This is a genomic window from Microcoleus sp. A2-C3 (assembly GCF_036706065.1).
GTDB lineage: Bacteria > Cyanobacteriota > Cyanobacteriia > Cyanobacteriales > Microcoleaceae > Microcoleus.
Map to the genome: position 1 here is coordinate 23,497 of NZ_JAUBVX010000012.1, position 14,969 is coordinate 38,465.

The 14,969-nt window shown below is 45.2% G+C and carries 12 protein-coding genes; 5 read left to right on the forward strand and 7 right to left on the reverse strand.

The annotated features are described in order from the left end of the window. Positions 1-29 precede the first annotated feature (29 nt). From QUB66_RS09100 to cynS, 3 genes are all read right to left on the reverse strand, one after another. Complete coding sequence (locus tag QUB66_RS09100) at positions 30-644, reverse strand: type IV pilin-like G/H family protein (protein WP_332966885.1); 615 nt, start codon at positions 642-644, stop codon at positions 30-32. 55 nt (positions 645-699) lie between these two features. Continuing rightward, the gene (gene clpX, locus QUB66_RS09105; protein WP_332966886.1) at positions 700-2,085 is read right to left on the reverse strand and encodes an ATP-dependent protease ATP-binding subunit ClpX; all 1,386 of its coding nucleotides are present in this window, start codon (positions 2,083-2,085) and stop codon (positions 700-702) included. 358 nt (positions 2,086-2,443) lie between these two features. Further along, positions 2,444-2,887 carry a cyanase gene (cynS, locus tag QUB66_RS09110; RefSeq protein ID WP_332966887.1) on the reverse strand — a complete coding sequence of 148 codons (444 nt, stop codon included), beginning with the start codon at positions 2,885-2,887 and terminating at the stop codon, positions 2,444-2,446. 566 nt (positions 2,888-3,453) lie between these two features. Between cynS and QUB66_RS09115 the strand changes: the two genes are divergently transcribed. The 5 genes from QUB66_RS09115 to QUB66_RS09135 all read left to right on the forward strand — a co-directional run bounded on the left by QUB66_RS09115 (position 3,454) and on the right by QUB66_RS09135 (position 10,879). Then, on the forward strand, positions 3,454-4,644 hold the full coding sequence (locus QUB66_RS09115) for an RNA-guided endonuclease InsQ/TnpB family protein (RefSeq protein WP_332966888.1): 1,191 nt from the start codon (positions 3,454-3,456) through the stop codon (positions 4,642-4,644). Between the two features lie 73 nt (positions 4,645-4,717). Next, on the forward strand, positions 4,718-5,065 hold the full coding sequence (locus QUB66_RS09120; protein WP_265236237.1) for a slr1659 superfamily regulator: 348 nt from the start codon (positions 4,718-4,720) through the stop codon (positions 5,063-5,065). A gap of 144 nt (positions 5,066-5,209) precedes the next feature. Continuing rightward, positions 5,210-7,351: a PAS domain-containing sensor histidine kinase gene (locus tag QUB66_RS09125; protein ID WP_265236235.1), complete on the forward strand. Its 2,142-nt coding sequence runs from the start codon at positions 5,210-5,212 to the stop codon at positions 7,349-7,351. Between the two features lie 498 nt (positions 7,352-7,849). Beyond that, entirely contained in the window at positions 7,850-8,173 is a 324-nt protein-coding gene (locus tag QUB66_RS09130) for a hypothetical protein (RefSeq protein WP_265236234.1), read from the forward strand. Positions 8,174-8,302: 129 nt separating this feature from the next. Continuing rightward, positions 8,303-10,879 carry a PAS domain S-box protein gene (locus QUB66_RS09135; RefSeq protein ID WP_332966889.1) on the forward strand — a complete coding sequence of 859 codons (2,577 nt, stop codon included), beginning with the start codon at positions 8,303-8,305 and terminating at the stop codon, positions 10,877-10,879. 115 nt (positions 10,880-10,994) lie between these two features. Here the strand turns inward: QUB66_RS09135 and QUB66_RS09140 are convergent, their stop codons facing one another. The 4 genes from QUB66_RS09140 to QUB66_RS09155 form a co-directional block, all read right to left on the reverse strand. Then, positions 10,995-11,456, reverse strand: coding sequence for a VOC family protein (locus QUB66_RS09140; RefSeq protein WP_265236230.1), 462 nt, complete (start codon positions 11,454-11,456; stop codon positions 10,995-10,997). Between the two features lie 516 nt (positions 11,457-11,972). Next, a complete protein-coding gene (locus QUB66_RS09145; RefSeq protein WP_332966890.1) occupies positions 11,973-12,458 on the reverse strand; it encodes a glutathione peroxidase in 486 nt (161 codons plus the stop codon). 159 nt (positions 12,459-12,617) lie between these two features. Further along, positions 12,618-13,517, reverse strand: a complete 900-nt coding sequence (locus QUB66_RS09150) for a YsnF/AvaK domain-containing protein (RefSeq protein WP_265236226.1) — start codon at positions 13,515-13,517, stop codon at positions 12,618-12,620. Between the two features lie 362 nt (positions 13,518-13,879). Further along, on the reverse strand, positions 13,880-14,734 hold the full coding sequence (locus tag QUB66_RS09155) for a DUF2382 domain-containing protein (protein WP_265236225.1): 855 nt from the start codon (positions 14,732-14,734) through the stop codon (positions 13,880-13,882). Positions 14,735-14,969 lie beyond the last annotated feature (235 nt).

Genomic DNA, 14,969 nt, shown 5'->3' on the forward strand with positions numbered 1-14,969 from the left:
GCAGTTAACTACTCCAAAACAGACGTTGTTCAGTGCTGGCAGTCAATTTCTTTGCCGTCAAAAGTTGGCGGACTCCAAGTTTCTGCATAACTTGCATTAACTCCATTGCTATAGCAGATAGCACTAATAGTTTTTATTAGATTGCTACCCTTTTCTTTGTAAGCAAATACTGCGCCCTTCTGGTAAGCAAATACTACGTCCTTCGTGTCGGATTTCCCGGGGTTGCTATCAGTAAATGTGGCGATCGCGATCGCGCTTTCAAATTGTGCTGGTTCGCGGCGATTGCGCCTAGTTTGAACCGGGCCCATTGATGAGACGATCGTGTAATTATTGTTCTTGGTCTGTTCTTTAATTCCAATACCCAATTTTGCAATGGAATCGCTAAATTGACCGTATTCTGCATAGTAAGCTTGCTGCCCTTTATTGATTTTTGCAATAAAGCCTCTGGCTTCCAAAGAGAATATATCAACCTTTGACGGGGAAGAGGGCGGGACGATCGTATTGAGTTGGAAATCGTAAAAAGACGCTATTATGCCAGCCATAACCCCGCTGTAAATTGCAATCCTCGGCAGAAAACTGGATACTGGCAATCTCGATTTTTTACTGGTTTTAGGTACATTGACTGACATTTTTTTAACTGTCATAAAGTACATCTGCTAAGTTTGCAGGGTGCGCGCCGCACACCCTACACTCTAAAAACTAAGCTGTTTCGTGCTGTTTGTGCCATGCGGGATGCCACAGCAATTCGGCAGTCGATCGCTTCTCGACCATTTCCTTGGTAATCGTACAGTCAGCAACATCCTTGCGGGAAGGCAACTCGTACATCACATCGAGCATTAACTCCTCCAAAATGCTGCGGAGAGCTCTCGCGCCGGTTTTGCGCCGATAGGCCTCCTGGGCGATCGCCCGTAGCGCATCCGGCTCAAATTCCAACTCCACACTATCCATCTTCAACAGCTTCTGATACTGCTTCACCAGCGCATTTCGGGGCTCAGTCAATATCTGCATCAAAGCTGCTTCATCCAGCGGCGAAATCACCGTCACCACCGGAATCCGCCCGACAAACTCAGGAATCAAACCAAACTTAACTAAATCATCCGGCTGTACCTGCTGCAAAATATCAGCAGCCCGCTTATCCTTCGCCGGCAGAGTCGAGTTACTTTCGGTTTCTGTTGGCTGAATAAAGCCCAAGGATTTTTTACCCAAACGCTGTTCAACTATTTTTTCCAAACCGACAAAAGCACCGCCACAAATAAATAGAATTTTGCTAGTGTCAACTTGAATAAAATCTTGGTAAGGATGTTTGCGGCCGCCTTGCGGGGGCACATTAACCACTGTTCCTTCCAACATTTTTAGCAGCGCTTGCTGCACTCCTTCTCCCGATACATCTCTGGTGATCGAAGTGTTTTCACTTTTGCGAGCAATCTTGTCAATTTCATCAATATAAATAATCCCGCGCTGTGCCGATTCGACATCAAAATCTGACATTTGCAACAGGCGCAGCAAGATATTTTCCACATCGTCGCCGACATATCCAGCTTCTGTCAGCGTCGTCGCATCGGCTACCGCAAACGGCACTTCCAGCATTTGCGCCAAACTCTGCGCTAACAAGGTTTTGCCGCAACCAGTCGGCCCGACTAGCATGATGTTGGATTTTTGCAGTTCGACATCGCTGTCGGGGGAAGATTTGCCGCTGTCTTTGGCTTGGTCTACGCTTAAGCGTTTGTAATGGTTGTAAACTGCTACAGAAAGGACTTTTTTGGCTGAGTTCTGGCCGATGACGTGGTTGTCTAAATGCTGTTTAATTTCTGTGGGTTTGGGGATTTTAGCTAAAACAATTTTCGATTTGCTCGATCGACTCTGGCGTCGTGTTCCTTGTCCCTGAGACTCTCGCACCTCTGATTGGGGAATCTGTTGACCAACTTGTGTTTTGCTGGAATCAAAGAACTCTTCTTCTAAAATTTCATTGCACAGTTCCACGCATTCATCGCAAATGTAGACGCCGGGCCCAGCTATTAACTTGCGGACGTACTCCTGGGACTTACCGCAAAAGGAGCATCTGAGATGGGAGTCATATTTTGACATATTTAGCCTCTTACTTTACGGTTACGGTTGCTTGTTTTGACTGGAGAAGTTGCGGCGCGATCGAATTCTTTGCCCTAGAAAGGTTTCCCGATCGGACACCCACGCCAGTCTGTCGATTTTAGATTGAAGAATTTTAGATTTTAGATTTACTCCACAAATAAATTTTGGAGGTTGAACCTTCGTCTAAAACTTGGGGATATACACAAATTAAGTCAGGGGCTTGTCTCAATTTTTTGCTTGGTCAAGCTTCGCGGTCTCTATTTCTAAGTTAACACTTTTGAGGCACGGTCATTAGTCGTCAGCCCTCCGACCCAATTTTTAATTTTTAATTTTCACTTTCGAGCAAAGCGGCACGGGCTTACCATTTTTTGTATTCCAAAAATTTTCCCGACATAATTATTTTCACTCGATCCCCTTTTGAGTCTGCTTCTTTCTCGACATCCAAAGTAAAGTCGATCGCGCTCATAATCCCGTCACCAAATTTTTCGTGGATTACTGCTTTGAGTGGCATTCCGTACACCTGCATGATTTCATAGAAGCGATAAATCAGCGGGTCAACCGGAACAGCAGCATCCAAAGAACCTTTTAACGGAGGTTCACAGAGAATCGCAGCCGTCTCGCCCGACAGTCCCAAAGCCGAGACAATTTTCTCGGCTTCATCGACCGATGCGGTAGCTTGACGGTAAATAACCGCAGCAATCCAAACTTCGTCGCGCCCCAAAACTTTTTCCAAATCTGCAAAACTAATTCCCTGAGCTTTTTTAGCCGCCAAAAGCTTTTCTGTAATTCCTGAAATTGCCATTAAATATTCTCCCTTCACTTCAGTCTCAGATGTGCAATATCTCTCACATTTTGGTGATTTTGTCAATACTAACTTGAGAAAAAAAATCGAATTGATAGCTCGGAACTTCAGCAAAAGCTGGTCTCGTCAACCCCACAACTCATACAATTTGAGATTTGAGATTTGAGATGTTAGATTGGCACTGACTGATGACTATCCGGGTTTGGAGCTAGTCAACAGTTGCATTCTTTTTTCCAACAGGTATCACAACTGGTAAATTTTAAAAGAACTCATAACTGCCTATGGCAATGGTACAGTTGGCAGTATATGTAATAAAAGTTACACACGCAAAGGCCTTCGGCATTCGGCAAACGGCTGAATTTTGATCGTGCTAGCCTGAAGCTCAATTCTCGCTCACGTAGCCAAAGCCCCTTTACCGGAAGAACGAGACGAAAGCCCCTAGCTTTAGATATGGGGATGAAGTCGGGCGCGGTTTCAACCGCCTTGAAATTAATTGCCCAATCTTCCTGATTGCTTATTGCTTAGTATACTATGGTATAGTAAATTAAGAACACAAAGGAGGGGAAATGAAAGGGCGGTATCAATACAGATTCTATCCGACAATTGAACAAAAAATTAGATTATCTAAATTGTTTGGCTGTGTGCGGGTAGTCTGGAATGATGCTCTAAGACTTTGCAAACAGTCAGACAGAAAACCTAGTTCTGCCGAATTGCAAAAATTAGTTTTAACTTTAGCTAAAAAGACACCAGAAAGAGAATGGTTGGGAGAAGTTTCAGCTATTCCTCTACAACAATCTGTCTCAGATTTAGAGACTGCGTTTAGCAATTTTTTCAAGTCCTGCACAGGAAAAAGAAAAGGAAAAAAAGTCGGCTATCCTAAGTTCAAGAAAAAGACAAACAGCCAATCGGCAAGGTTAACGCGCAACGGTTTTGTATTGAGAGGTAATGAGGTTTATCTGGCCAAAATAGGGGACGTATTTCCCGTTTGGTCTAGAAAATTACCATCCAATCCTAGCTCTGTTACGATAATCAAGGACTGTGCAAACCGATATTTGCTAAGCTTTGTTGTAGAAGTTTCCCCCATCCAGAGCGAGGCTAAAGACCAAAGCATCGGTGTAGACTTGGGCATTAAAACCTTCGCTGCAATGAGTGATGGTACAACCGCACAAAGTCCAAGCTACAAAGTGCTAGATCGTAAAATTCGCAGACTACAGCGCCAGCTATCCCGTCAAGTCCAGACCTCAAAACGTCGGGATAAAACTAGGCTTAAAATTGCCAAGCTACACAACCAGATTGCTGATACTCGAAAGGATTTTCTGCACAAACTATCTACTAAGTTGGTGAGTGAAAACCAAACCATTATCTTAGAAGATTTGAACGTAGCAGGTCTGGTTAAAAATCGGAGATTGTCAAGGGCAATAAGTCAGCAAGGATGGGGAGAATTTAGGACGCTTTGTGAGGGCAAGTCGGAGAAATACGGCAGAGAATTTAAGGTAATTTCTCGCTGGGAGCCGACCTCTCAAATTTGCTCAGAGTGCGGGTTTAGATGGGGAAAAATAGACCTCTGTGTGCGCCGGGTCCAGTGCTTAAACTGCGGAGCTAAACACGATCGAGATTTGAACGCCGCTAAAAATATAGAAAAAGTCGGGATGGGGCATCGCCACGACTCTAAACGAGCACAGAGTTTGAGTAAAACTACTTCGGTAGTATCGGACAATGAAGTGAAGCGCCTAAACTTCGGAGACTATTTATTTTAGTCCGGGTTTAGAATCCCCTCGCCTTTAGGCATGGGGAGTATGTCAACACTCAAAACCGGCAACTGACAAAAGTATGGAGATTCAGACCAAAGATTACAACATCCATTACGATCGCCCTACACAAACAGTCACCTGCTGCGGCTCGTTCCGGCTCAGCCAGGCGGAAGAATACGCACCGATCGTCGATCTGCTCAACGAAGTGGCTGACTCCTGCCCAAACACCGTTACTCTAGACTTGCGAAAGCTAGAATTTTTAAATAGTTCTGGAATTAATATTTTCTCAAAATTTGTGATCAAAGTGCGCCAGCAAAAAAATATTCAAATCGCCATCAAAGGTTCTAAACAGATCCCCTGGCAGATAAAATCCCTGAAGAACTTGCAGCGGCTGATGCCTTCCTTGCACTTAGAATTGGAAGAGTAGCGAAAAAGGTAAAGATGAATCCCAGGCTAAGTCCGGGAACCAGGATGAGGGTGGCTGAAGTTAATCGGAATAAGTCATAGTTAAACTAGCACAAAACCGTAAAAAACTTCAGCACAGACTAAAAATTACCAATTTTCAATTGCTATGCAGGAAGAACCATCGAGAGAACAGCTACTTTTGGACGTTCAGCGGCTGAGTGCGGAACTTGAAAACTTGAAGCGCGAAAAGGTTGACCTAGAAATTTTGCTGGAGACTACCACCGAACATTCAGATACGATGGAAGCTCACTTGCTGAGCAAAGCTCAGTTGGCGCTGCGTTCAAGCGAAGAGCAGTTTCGGGCGATCGCCTCGGCAACTCCCGTGCCCGTATTAGTTTCTCGCCTCTGTGACGGCTTAATTCTGTATGCGAACGCTCAATTGGCTTCTCTCCTGAACATACCCCTAGAAAAATTGATCGGCTGCACCACTCCAGACTTTTACTTGAACCCCGCCGATCGCCCAAAGGTACTTGAGGCACTTGCTAAAGAAGGACACCTGCAAAACTACGAACTCCACTGCAAAAAATCAGACGGCACCGTTTTCTGGGCGATGATCTCGGTTCAGTCGCTGGTGTTTAACGGGCAGCAGACGGCATTGTGCGCCTTGTACGACCTCACCCAACGCAAGGAAGCAGAACAAACTCTCCAAGAGAGCGAAAAGCGTCTCCGCCGCCAGAGTTTGGCTTTGTTGCAGCTAGGTAGGCAGAGGACTCTCAACAACGGCGCGCTGAATGTGGGAATTCGCGAAATTACCGAGGCTGCTTCCCGCACTTTGGAAGTGGAAAAAGTCAGCGTCTGGCTTTACAACCACTTGAGATTTGGAACTCGTTACCCCAATCCGTCTCAGCTAAATTTTACCGAGAGAGTGCTCGCCCAGAACCAAACAGAGGCACTCGATACAGAGGCCACTGCCCCAGAGCAACACGAGGGGGTGAATCATTCTAAGTTTAAAATCCCCAACCTCAAATTAGTTTGTCTCGACTTGTACGATCGCACCCAGGAGAATCATTTGAGCCGGGAGTCCACATCGGCAAGCGATTTAAATTTATCAATTTTAGAGGTTGAAGGCGACACACCGGGTGAAAATTTGCGATCGGACAATGCTTTAGAACCTACGACAAAAACTCAAAAATCTCTACAAACAAATTTTTCCCACTCATCTTCGCTAGCCGAACATTCCACTGTGCGGCCAAATGCCAGCAAGCCCAATTCATCCATATTAAATGTAGCAATTAGGCTCGGCGGCCAGATCGTGGGCATCCTCTCTCTCGAACATATCGGCGCGCCCCGCCAGTGGGCTTTGGAGGAGCGCACCTTCGCTGATTCTTTGGCAAATTTGGTAGCGTTGGCGATCGAAGGATTTGAGCGCCAGCGGGCTCAGGAAGCACTCTCCAAAGCCAAAGCGCAGCTAGAAATGACCGTCGATCAGCGCACCGCTCAACTCACCGCCGCCAATAAACTGCTCCGCATCGAAATTGCCGAGCGCAAAAGAGCCGAAATAGCCTTGCAAGAAGCCTTACACAAAGCTGAAGCAGCTTCGAGAGCTAAAAGCACTTTTTTAGCCAATATGAGCCACGAGCTGCGGACACCGCTCAACGCGATTATCGGTTACAGCGAAATGCTACAAGAAGAAGCACGCGAATCGGGACTCGAAGACATCATTCCCGATACCCAAAAAATTTATAACGCCGGCAAACACTTGCTGACTTTAATTAACGATATTCTAGACCTTTCTAAGATAGAAGCTGGTCGGATGGAGCTTTATTTAGAAAAATTTGACCTCAGTAATTTAATAGAAGAAGTCGTTGCAACTTTGCACCCTTTGGTCGAAAAAAATCAAAATCAATTGCAAGTTTCTTGCTCTGAAAATTTGGGAGTGATGTATGCAGATTTGACTAAAGTCCGGCAAATTCTGTTCAATTTGCTCTCGAATGCCCTGAAGTTTACCGAAGGTGGAACGGTGCTGTTGAGCGCGACTCGCGAACCAGCAGGCGACAGCGATTGGGTTTATTTGCAGGTATCTGATACGGGGATTGGAATGTCGCCAGAACAGCAGCATGGTTTGTTTCAACCTTTTATGCAAGGAGATGCTTCGACTACTCGCAAGTACGGTGGCACCGGTTTAGGATTGGCGATTAGCCGCTTGTTTTGTCAGATGATGGGCGGCGATATTACTCTTGAGAGTCAATTAGATATTGGCTCTACTTTTACAGTTCAATTAAAAGCAAAAGTTGATATTAGTCAGTAGTCAGTAGTCAGTAGTCAGTAGTCAGTAGTCAGTAGTCAGTAGTCATTGGTCATTAGGAAGAAGGCAAGGAGTACGCGATGGATTTAACAGATTTAACGGATGGGTGAAAGATGCAATAATTCGCCATGACCAATGACCAATCACCAATGACCAATGACCAATGACCTATTCCTGTTTTAATTGTGACACCGATCGCGATCGACCTCTGTTGCCGATCACACAGTAGCATTTTTTCCCAGCCTAGAATACCTGTATTATCCCAAAATTGTGTCGCAGGCGGGATCAGGCGCCTCGCTGCATTCACAAGTCGCACCTCAACCTGATTAAGGGGGTGGGGGGTTACTTGCAGAAAGGCAATTGGGTAAAAGTAATGCTATGGTCGGGAACCAGTAGAAGGCAAAAGTTAACAGGAAATCAGGAATTATCAAAGGTCTCTGGACGCAGAAACACAATTCTGCTTTTTACCTTCAAACTGCTGCCTCTACTGGCGAGATAGCAATGCCGCCTTCATCAGCGCGCAAGTTCTCAGAATCAAAGGAGTGCATCTACATGATTAAACCTTGCAGTCAACCGCTAAAAATAAATCCTTTCACTTGTCATCGCGATCCCGCTACAGGCAGGTGGATTGTAGTTCCAACAGTTCAGAATGCTTGCGAAACAGACTCTACTTTTAAAGCAAAAGCCGAAGGCGAAAACGAGGGTAAAGTAGAAACGATTCTTTCTGCTTCGCCTACGATTTCGCTGCCGAAAAAAACCCTTTCCTTCTCCTTACTTCCGTTTAAAAAGCTTGGTAAAAAATCTGTTGTAACTTTCAGCAGGTAGCTATTGCAGGGGTCTAATCTAGTTTCCACGGTTAGTCCCCAGTTATTGCCAAACAAAAAAATGAACTTATCCCTAGCCTAAATTGCCAAAAAGCGATATACTGCCAACAAACTTTATCCTTCAATATCCGTGAAGTATTTGCTCGATCGCTTCATCGAACTTACATGGACAGACCGACCGATTCGCCAGCGGGGAACAGTCATCGTTGCTATCCCCGTGATTTGTCTGTTTGCTTCACTTATAGCAATTGTAGGTATCCGCGATATTACCCTAAAAATCAGACAGCGAGCAGATACTAATAGGGAAATACTTCAGGAAACTAACCGCTCGTTAACACTGGCGGTGGATGCGGAAACGGGCATTCGAGGTTACGGGTTGACGAATCGCCGCGATTTTCTAGAACCCTACTTAAAAGCAAAGAAAAGTTTGCCTCCGCTGCTGGCTAAAATCAAAGTTATGGTTCGAGAAAATAAACTGCAAGCTCAGCCATTTGAAGAAATCAAAAAAAGTAGCGAACAGCAAATAACTTTCTTGCAAAATACTTTGAATAAGCTCGACAGTTCTGCCATAAAAGTACAGTCACCGGAAATAATTCAGGTGTTTGCTCAAGGCAAATTGAAGATGGATAAGCTGCGCGCACAAATTAATGCGTTTCTTGATGTCGGCGAAGCCCAGCAGAAAGCTTTAGATCGGCAAAGACGAGAGTTGATAGATTTAACTAATTTCGTACAAGTTGCTGGTTTGGTTTTCGGCTGTTTAGGTGCAGGGGCTTCCTGGTATTTATTTGATAGTTTAGAGCAGGAATTGAGGAAGCGGCAAGCAGGCTTGGAGGAAAGTAAAACTCGGATTCAAGCTGTGGTAGATAATGCGGCTGACGGGATTATTACTTTGGACGAAGGGGGAAATATTGAGTCTTTTAATGCGGCCGCAGAACGGATTTTTGGCGCTCAAGCCGATCGCACAATTGGCTCGAACCTACGCAGGCTGATAGCTAAACCACAGCCGTACAACACCGCGGGGGATTACTCGATCGAATATTTTATGTTAAATCCCGATGCTAAGCTGAAGACTTACCAGCAAGAAACAGTTGGACTTCACAGGGACGGAACCAAGTTTCCGATGGAGTTGGCCATCAGCGAGATGCGTCTGGCAAATCAACACTTGTTTATTGCGATTTGCCGCGATGCTAGAGGACGAAAACAAGCTGAGGAAACTCTGCGCAAGCAAGCGCAAATGCTGGATTTGGCGAACGATACGATCGCGGTACTCGACTTGAACGGGACGATTTCTTATTGGAATTTGGGCGCGAAGTGGCTCTACGGATGGCGGAAGTCGCAAGCAATCGGAAAAAATATTCACGAGCTTTTGCAAACAGAATGGAAGCAGCCTTTGGAGGAAATTCAAAAAGTATTTTTCGAGCGGGGTTCTTGGCAAGGGGAACTGGTGCGTACCAAGAAAGACGGCACAAAAATAATGGTGGCAAGCCGGTGGACTTTGCAGTACGACGATCAAGATCAACCCGTGGCTATTTTGGAAATTAGCAACGATATTAGCGATCGCAAACGCTCAGAAATTGCTTTAGCCGAAAGCGCACAGCGGTTTCGAGATACCTTTGAACAAGCCGCAGTCGGCATGGCTCAAGCGAGTGTGGATGGCAAGTTGCTGTTAGTCAATCAAAAACTTTGCGAAATTTTGGGCTACAGTCGCCCAGAATTGGTTGAGAAAAGATTTCAGCAGATTACTTGGCCCGGAGATTTAGCAAGCGAACAGGAACTTTTGCGCCAATTGTTAGCAGGAGAAATTGAAAATTTCTCTCTGGAAAAGCGCTACATCCGCAACGACGGAGAGTTGCTTTGGGCAAACTTGACGGTTTCGCTGCTGCGAGAACAAAATGGCAGTCAATTTCTGATGAGTGTGGTAGAAGATATTAGGGAACGCAAACAAGCTGAAGAAGCGCTCAAGTTGCGCGCTGAAGAATTGAATTGGATGGCGCAGTCGCTGGCTAAGACGACGAGTGTTTTGAGAAAGCGGAATCAAGAATTAGACCAGTTTGCTTATGTAGTTTCTCACGATTTGAAAGCGCCACTCAGGGCGATCGCAAATCTCAGCAGTTGGATAGAAGAAGACCTCAGCGAGTCGATGACAGAGGATACTCTGCACCAAATGAACCTGCTGCGCGGCAGAGTTCACAGGATGGAAGCTTTGATTGAGGGACTGCTGCAATATTCCCGCGTCGGACGCATTCAAGTGCCTTCAGAAATGGTAAAAGTTGAGAAGTTATTAGCAGAAGTTATTGATTCGTTGGCGCCGCCGTCGGGATTTGAGGTAAAAATTGAACCGGGAATGCCAACTTTTGTGACTGAAAGATTGCCGTTGCAGCAGGTTTTTGCTAATTTAATTAGCAACGCTATCAAGCACAATAGAAGTGAATCCGGTTACGTAAACATATCGGTTAAAGACTTTGACGATTTTTACGAGTTTGCTGTGGCGGATGACGGGCAGGGGATTGCTGCTCAATATCATGATAAAGTTTTTGTGATTTTTCAGACTTTGGAAGCTCGTGATAAAGTTGAAAATACTGGCATTGGTTTGTCGCTGGTGAAGAAGATTGTTGAAGGTCAAGGGGGCAGTATTTCCATAGAATCAGCCGAAGGTGAGGGAGCAACTTTTCGGTTTACTTGGCCAAAGCAATCTGTTAGCAAATAAGATATAGCCTTTCTCAGAAAGATCAGGTACGCTTCCAACATAGGGCATAGCGCACCGCGAAGCCGATCGTAAATGTGTGGTGATCCGTGCGCACCGAAAGTCCGATAGCGCCTGTTTAAACTGCATCGCAGCGGATTTCGATGATAAATCCATCAGGATCGTAAAAGTAAATGCCGCGTCCTGTAGCGCGCGTGACGGGGCCACTGTCGATCGCAATTTGATTAGACTTTAGCACTTCCAGAGCGCGATCGAACAAATCGCGATCGATATCAAAAGCCAAGTGGTTAGCGCGAGTAAAAGCCTTCTGGGGATCTGGGTTTGGCGGTTCCAAATCTGGCTGCCAAAATAGGTCAATCACAGTCCCGTCTGGAGTGATGAAATTAGCGACTTTACCAGCGGCGACCATTTCTGTTAAACTTGCGGGAATTTCCGCACCTGTGAGTTCCTGCAAGCCGAGAATTGTACCGTAGAAGTGGCGGGAAGCATTCATATCGCGCACGTTTAAAGCGATATGGTGAACCCGGCGCAAGTTCCCCGGCGCGAGGACAATTTTGACGGTGCTTTCGGTAGTTTGCATGATTGTCAATTGCGAGTGTTAAAATTGAATGCTGTTAAGCTATTCTGCATTTAAATTATATGTCAAAAAACAATCAAACTCTTGTGGTACGTTGCTCTGAGCATCGCCCCGAATATATAATTTAAATGTGCAACAGCTTAGTGAGGACATTAGCTAAATTATGATTATTTGTCATTAGGGAACGATGCCATACCTACAAATAGCATTGCTAGCCCGCCTCCCAGAATCGCGAACGCCAATAAACCCACAGCTAAATCTAATCCCGATGTATTTTCCATTAAATTAAACCATTCTCCAATTAAATCTAATCATCGGTATTTGTTAATTGCTGATTGCTTGTCAACAATGGTGAACAGAAGTAGGTGCGATCTTATAGCATCGGCTAATCTTGTAGAGTGCGAATTTCGCACCGAAAAAGTCAACCGATGCCGAAGCGATGGGGGGTAAAAGTCAATCGGTGCGTAGTGTACACCCTTCTTCCTTCTTCCTTCTTCCTTCTTTCTTCCTTCTTATTTCTTATTTTGCCAATTCTTTGTCAATCGCAGCGATCAATTCTGGCGAATCTGGGCCCACGTTGCTGCCGAATCTGGCAACTACTTCACCCTGTTTGCTAACTAAGAATTTTTCAAAATTCCAGGAAACCTCACCCTTGGGATCGACTGCACTCGTCAGCTTAGCGTACAGCGGGTGCTGCTGACTGCCTTTAGCGCTTACTTTGTCAAATAATTCAAAGCTGACACCGTATTTTGTAGTACAGAAATTGACGATTTCTGCGTTACTTCCTGGTTCTTGACCTCCGAAGTCGTTGCAGGGAAATCCTAAAACGCTGAGTCCCGCAGCGCTGTACTTCTGGCTCAATTCTTCGAGTCCTTTGTATTGAGGTGTATAGCCGCATTTGGAAGCTACGTTAACTATCAAGAGTACCTTGCCAGCGTACTCTCCTAGCTGCTTGTCTGCGCCTGCGATCGTTTTTACTTTAATGTCGGAGATGGTGCTGGGCATTTTCAAATACTTCTAAATTTGACCACCACAATTTTACTGCAATTTGGTACATATTTGTCGATGTGTCGATCGCTCAAAATTTCAAGATGTTTATAGTGAGGACTAAACTCCTCATAAATATCTCAGGACTTTAGTCCTCACTACAAACTAATGTGATTGTTAATTTTGGTCATCTGAGTGGCTTTCCGTCATCCATTTTTGGTAAGTTTCTTCCAGTTGCTTGTTCTCTAGAACGAGTTCTATGCGGACTTTGACGCAACCGTGGCGGGGTTGAGAGGCGATCGCATTTAAGATTTTGCTAGCTTTCTGCACAGAGGTATATTCAGCCTTAACTGTCGGTTCCTGGCGATCGCTCTTAGTCTCCGTCAAGTCTATACCGGTAATGTGTCCCTCGCCCAAATCTATTTCTGCCAACACCTTCGGATCATCGCCCACTTGTTCGACAATCAGCTTTTCCCACTGGATAGGCACTTGTACCATCCGAGTTTCAATTTCTTTGCGGACAATGACTTCGCCGACTTTACGCTTGCTGCGATTGATCACCAATCGTTCTTCTAGCAAGCGAATTACATCTTGATCGACAATATCAAAGTCTTCCTCGCGCTCATCTGTCTCTAAATGTTCATTTGGGCGATCGGTATCTGTGAGATTTGACATAACTGTTGAGGGATTAGTTGACTCGCTGTTGCTGACTTCACCAAGCTGTTCTGAGGGATTTTCCCAAGACTGAGGCTCGGCATTTGCCGAAATCACCGGCAGCCGATCGACTTGCTCCGAATTAATAATTAAAAACAGCGCTTTTTGGTGATAATCAACTTTTTTTAGCAGCTTAATACTTACTAAAAAAATCTTATAATTTTCGCTACCTAGCCCTGATACCACAAAATTTAGCTGACCGCTAGCATCAAAATAGACATCTTTTATTTTGCCTACCAAGTGACCTTGGCTGTCTTTGACTGTAAAACTTTTTAGCTTAGTTCTGACTTTTTCCGGCACTCGGTTGAGATGGGTAATTGATTTTGCCATTGCTATTTTTTCGGCTGATGCTTGACCGTTCATTTTTTAAACTTTCCTGCTAATGGATTTTTATTATGAATTGGTAATGGCGAATTGGTAAAGGCGGGGAAAGTGCATAAAATTTGCCAAAACCCGACAATTTTCGTACTCCACCCGCCGTTATATAGGAATACGATTCAGTTAAGAAAGATGCCCCCTAGCCCCCCTAAAAAAGGGGGGGACAAGAATCTGATCAAAGTCCCCCGACTATCCGGGGGATTTAGGGGTATCTCCGGGAAATAAACACTGTTAACCCAAGCGTATTGCGTTATCTAGGAATTGCGCGATCGCACAACTCAAACCTCTGCGGTGACAGAATTGTGTGATGAATGCGCAATTCCTATTCAAGACTTGCTGCGGTTGGTTTAGATAGTTTTATTATCTACAACCGGAGTGCCATCGGTGTTAATGTCTAATTCTTCACGGCGCAAGGTTTCTTCGCCCTCAACCGTGCTGCGGACAACTTCTTTTCTGATGTTGACTTCTTCGCGCACGAAGGCTTCTTTGTGAATGTCGGCCGTTTCTTCGTAGACTTCCATGCGTGCAACTTCCCCTGATTGGAAATCAGCTTCACCGACTGAAACTACTCGACCCGCTTCTACGGGCGTTACTCGCTCGATTACGACTCGTTCTTTTTCAATGGGTACTGAAGCTCGTGCTGTTTCTGTTTCCACGCGCTTACCAACTGCTACGGAGCCGGTTTTGGCGCGGTTTTTGTTGGCAATCAAGCGTTCTTCATAAAGCTTGAAATTTTGGTGGTTCTGTTCGTTGGTTTCGTAGAGGGGGCGATCGATATCGTAGCTGTAGCTGCTGCGATCGTAGCTAGCAGGAGCTGCTGTGATTGCTGCTGATGTGCCTTGATTGCGGTAAACGCTTCTTACTTCTTCTTCGCGATCGTAATCTACGGGTTCTAATTCATTGTAAGCCGGCAATAGTTCTGCTTGCTCTTTGCTGCGAAGGCCTGTGGCGTGGACGCGATTGGCTGCGTAGTCGAAGCGGGCCGAGCCGATCGGCAGCAACACTTTTTTACCAAAAATCCAAATACCGGTATCAACTACCAGATAGCGGAAACGACCCGTTTCATCAACCAAAGCGTCATAAACAGTACCTACTTTTTCGTCAGATTCGCCGGCATAAACATCAAATCCCTTGATGTCGTCTCCAGCAAAAATTTCATCCTTATAATTGGGTTCAAAATCTGCAATTCTTTGAAGTGCCATGTTTTTATCCTCGTTGCTCTACTTAAATTAATAGTAGAAATTAATGGCTTAACTTCCCTCTCCCTAAAGTCTGAAGTGTTTAATTTAGGGTGTTTAATACTATAGGAATACAGCGCGGTGTCGGTGTTGACGCACTCAGCAATTCAGAACCCGATCGAGAAGACCGGGCGGTTGAAACCGCTTCTGGACAAACAAAACCCACTCCAAGCGGGTTAAAGACTGGGCGGTTTAAATT